Source organism: Streptomyces sp. XY431, from assembly GCF_001279805.1.
GTDB classification, from domain to species: domain Bacteria; phylum Actinomycetota; class Actinomycetes; order Streptomycetales; family Streptomycetaceae; genus Kitasatospora; species Kitasatospora purpeofusca.
In genome coordinates this window covers 1-4255 of the sequence record NZ_LGDO01000194.1, presented here as the reverse complement: position 1 = coordinate 4255, position 4255 = coordinate 1, and the positions used below count along the sequence as shown (strand labels likewise).

General features: G+C 75.8%; 3 protein-coding genes and 1 pseudogene. All 4 read right to left on the bottom strand.

The window, feature by feature from the left end; translation table 11 throughout:
- Positions 1-1075, bottom strand: a pseudogene (locus tag ADK60_RS19825) (hypothetical protein); the annotation flags it as partial.
- Positions 1072-1926, bottom strand: a complete 855-nt coding sequence (locus tag ADK60_RS19820; protein WP_053647723.1) for a DUF4132 domain-containing protein — start codon at positions 1924-1926, stop codon at positions 1072-1074. The pseudogene ADK60_RS19825 and the gene ADK60_RS19820, both read right to left, overlap by 4 nt.
- Positions 1927-2085: 159 nt before the next feature.
- Entirely contained in the window at positions 2086-3342 is a 1257-nt protein-coding gene (locus ADK60_RS19815; protein WP_079008533.1) for a PQQ-dependent sugar dehydrogenase, read from the bottom strand.
- A gap of 148 nt (positions 3343-3490) precedes the next feature.
- The coding region (locus ADK60_RS19810) for an ABC transporter ATP-binding protein (protein WP_053647721.1) at positions 3491-4255 on the bottom strand (765 nt) is incomplete at its 5' end.

Genomic DNA, 4255 nt, shown 5'->3' with positions numbered 1-4255 from the left:
GGTCGGTGGGCAGGTCGGTGAGCAGGCGCTCGGCGCCGCTCTCCGCCAGCACCGCGAGCCAGGCGGCGTCCTGGCGGGTGCGGTCGTCGTTGCCCGGCGGGTCGGGCATCAGCTCCAGCAGCCGGGCGCGCACGGCGGCGTCGCCCCGGCCGAGCTCGACGACGGCCTCGTGCCAGCTCTTCCAGAAGGTGCCGGGCGCGCGGTTGACGGCGGGCGAGGCGAGCAGTTCGAGCAGCAGCGCCCGCTCGTGCTCGTCCCGGTCCAGCCCGGCGGCCCTGAGCAGGGTGCGGGCGTCCTCGGCGACCCCGGCGTAGGGGGCCATGCCGGCCGCCGAGCGCTCGGTGCACAGCTGGCGGAACCGCTGCCAGGCGGTCAGCGGGTCGAGCCGGCCGCTCAGCTCCTTGACGTACTGGCGCAGCGCCTTGACGGTGAGGGCGCCGGCCAGCGCGAACTCCAGGAAGACGGCGCGCAGCCGCTCCTCGTCGACGGGGAGGTTGTGGGTGCGCTCGGCCTCGCGGGCCCGGCCGAAGAAGGTGCTCGCGTAGGTCTGGTTCTCCTGCTCGAGGAAGATCCGGCCGACCTGCTCGCAGTAGGTGGGCAGGAAGTGCGGGACGGTGCGACCGAGCCGGCGGGCCAGCTCGTCGAAGCCGTCCTTGGCGTTGCCCGGCTTGGACTTGGCCTGGCGGGCGAGCCGCTCCATCTCCTTGACCAGGGCGAGCGCGTGGTGGCCGTTGGCCGGGTCGTGGACGAGCGCCCAGGCGGGGAAGCCCAGTGCCTCCTGGCGGACCTGGCCGACCTCGACCGGCTCCTCGGCGGGGACGAGCCCGAGGAAGTCGACGGCGAGGTCCTCGGCGGGGCCGAGCGCGCCGGGGACCAGCCGGACGATCCGGCGGCCGTCGAGCGCGGGGTGGGAGTAGCCGCGGGCGGTGAGCACGTCGGCGGCGCTGTCGGGGGTGCCGGCGCCGGGCAGGGTGCCGGGGGCGAGGATCGCCCCGGACTCCAGCAGCCGCTGGTGGCGGTCGGCTCCGCCGGGGGCACCGGTGGTGGTGCGGTCGGGCCCGGTGGTGGTGCTCATGCGGCTTCCTCCCCTTCGATCGTGCGGCCTGCGTACAGTGCGGCGGCCATCCGCATCCCCTCGGACCAGGCGACCGGTCCGACCTCGGCCAGCGGCAGGACCTTGCCGTCCGGGCCGGTCCAGCTGAGCGAGCCGGTCTCGCACTCGTCGTACTCGTAGTAGTCGCCGACCCAGACCCTGGCCTCCAGGGCCCGGCCGTCCTCGACCACGGGCAGGACGGCGTGCCCGCCGCGGACCCGGTGGCCGAGCCGGGTGCAGCGGCCGAGCAGGTCGCGCAGCGCGGCGTAGCGGCCGCCCGCGTAGGTGTCGACCTGGGTGCCGGTGACGCCCTCCGGCCGGTGCCAGACCTCCCGGTACAGCTGCTGGACCTGCTGGGAGACGCCGAGTTCGACGGCGAACTCGCGCAGCTCGTCCAGCTCGTCCAGCAGGACCGGGTGGGGTATCCGCAGCTCGCTGCCGGTGAGCCGGACGGTGTCCCCGTCGAGGTCGACCAGGCCGATGCCGCGCTCGGGGTCGGCCCCGCGCAGGAAGCCCGCCACGGCGCCGTCGGCCCCCGTGACCACGAGGTCGCGCAGGACCTCGCGCCACGCCTCGTCCGCCCAGACGGCGGTGACGACGGCGGCGGGCACCGGCAGCGAGCGCACCATCCACCGCTCGGCGGTCTCCAGGCAGCCGCGCCGATGGGCGTCCAGCCACTCGGTGAGCTGCCGGAGTCCGAGCACCACCGGATCGTCGTTCAGCTTCGGCGGGACGGCTTTCAGCTGACGGCCCGCCGCATTGCGGCAGACCACCTTGCCCTCCTCGTCGAAGGCGACGAAATAGCCGCCCGAACCCGTTTCAACCCACGCCACGGCCGCTCTCCTCCCAGCTGGTCGGTCAGTTGGGAGGAACGTAACGGGACACACTGACAACGCGGCGGGCAGGGAGGGGTACTGAACGGTAGGAAGTGGCGGATCCCCGGTCGAACCGCGTTCAAACCGCTCGAACGGGTGACCGAATGCGACTCTCCGTCACCCCGCGTTGACGTCCAGTCGCAGAATCCGGTCGTCGCCCGGCCGCGGCGAACCCCGGCCGTCGGTGTTGTCGGTGACGAGGAGCAGGGTGCCGTCCCCGTCGACCGCCACGGTGCGCAGCCGGCCGTACTCGCCCCGGAGGAACTCCTGCGGGGCACCGGCCGCCCGGTCGCCGTCCACCGGGACCCGCCAGAGCCGGGTGCCGCGCAGCGCGGCCACCCAGACGGCGCCGGAGGCGAAGGCGATGCCGCTCGGCGAGGCGTCGGCGGTGTGCCACTGGGCGACCGGGTCGGTGAACCCGGCCCGCCCGGCGGTGCCTTCGACGGTGGGCCAGCCGTAGTTGCCGCCGGGGGTGATCAGGTTCAGCTCGTCCCAGGTGTCCTGGCCGAACTCCGAGGCCCAGAGCCGCCCCTGCGGATCCCAGGCCAGCCCCTGGACGTTGCGGTGGCCGAGCGACCAGACCGGCGAGCCGGGGAACGGGTTGCCGGGCGCGGGGTCGCCGTCCCGGGTGAGGCGGAGGATCTTGCCGCCGAGGGAGTCGCGGTCCTGGGCGAGCGAGCGGTCGTTGGCGTCGCCGGTGCCGGCGTAGAGGAAGCCGTCCGGGCCGAACGCGATCCGCCCGCCGTTGTGCCGGGGTCCGTGCGGGATCCCGCTGAACAGGACGGTGGGGGCGCCGAGTTGGGATCCGGCGGGCCGGGAGGGGTCGAGGTCGAGCCGGGCGATCCGGTTGTCCGAGCCGGTGGAGAAGTACGCGTACACCCGGTGGTCGGTGGCGAAGTCGGGCGAGAGGGCGAGGCCGAGCAGACCGCCCTCTCCGCCGGAGGTGACGCCCGGGACGGTACCGGCCACCGTCCTGCCGCCGTCCTTCGCCGAGACGCGCAGGATCCGGGCGCTGTCGCGCTCGGAGACCAGCAGGTCGCCCCCGGGCAGGACGGCCAGGCCCCAGGGGGACTCGAGGCCGTCGGTGACGGTGCCGCGGACGGCCACCGAGGCGGGGGCAGAGGTCGGGGAGGGGGTGGGCGCCTCGGTCGACGCAGAAACCGTCGGAGCAGAGGTCGTCGGAGCAGGGGCCGACGACGTTGAGGCCGACGACGTGGAGGCCACCGGCGCGGGCACCGAGGCCGGGGCGTCCGGAGCACCCGCCGCCGAGGACGACCCGTCGGCACGGTCCGGAGCGGCGGCCGAGGAGCAGCCCACCGCGGCGGCCGAGCCGAGGGCGATGGCGACGAGCAGGGCGGCGGTACGGCGGGGCATCGGTGACCCTCCCGGTGGCGGCGCGGGCGCGGCGGCGGCACGGACGTCCGGCGGACGCCCGTCCAGCAGACCACACCGGGCCCGACGCCCGCCCGACAACCCGCCGCGCCCCCCGGTCCGTTCGGGGGACCCCCGAAGACCGGACCGGTCAGGCCGCCGTCCGGCTCCCCGCACGCGGGACAATCACCGGCGCGCCGTCCCCGGGCGCCGCGAGCACATCGCTGTCGACGTCGTACAGCGCCCGCACCAGCGGCGCGTCCACCACCTCGCGCGGCGGACCGCAGGCGATCATCTCGCCGCCGCGCATCGCCACCACCAGGTCGGCGTAGCGGGCGGCCGCCGCGAGGTCGTGCAGCACCATGACGACGGTGCGCCCGCCCGCCGCGACCTCGCGCACCAGCTCCAGCACCTCGACGGCGTGGCCGAGGTCGAGCGCGCTGGTCGGCTCGTCGAGCAGGACCACGGGCGCGTCCTGGGCCAGCACCATGGCGAGCCAGCAGCGCTGCCGCTGCCCGCCGGAGAGCCGGTCGAGCCGGCGGTCGGCGAACTCCTCGACGCCGGTGGCCCGCAGGGCCTCGGCGGTGAGCCGCTCGTCGTCGGCGGACCACTGCCGGAACAGGCCCTGGTGCGGGTGGCGGCCGTAGCGGACCAGCCCGGCCACGGTGACCGCCTCCGGTGCCTGCGGGCTCTGCGGCAGCAGCGCGACCCGGTGGGCGGCCTGCCGGGGGCGCAGCTTCCAGATGTCCTCGCCGCCGACCAGCACCCGGCCGGAGTCGGGCCGGTGCAGCCGGGCGATCGAGCGCAGCAGGGTGGACTTGCCGCAGCCGTTCGGGCCGACGACGGCCACCACCTGCCCGCCGGGCACGGTGAGGTCGACGCCGCCGAGCACCGGGCGCCCGGGGCCGTAGCCGGC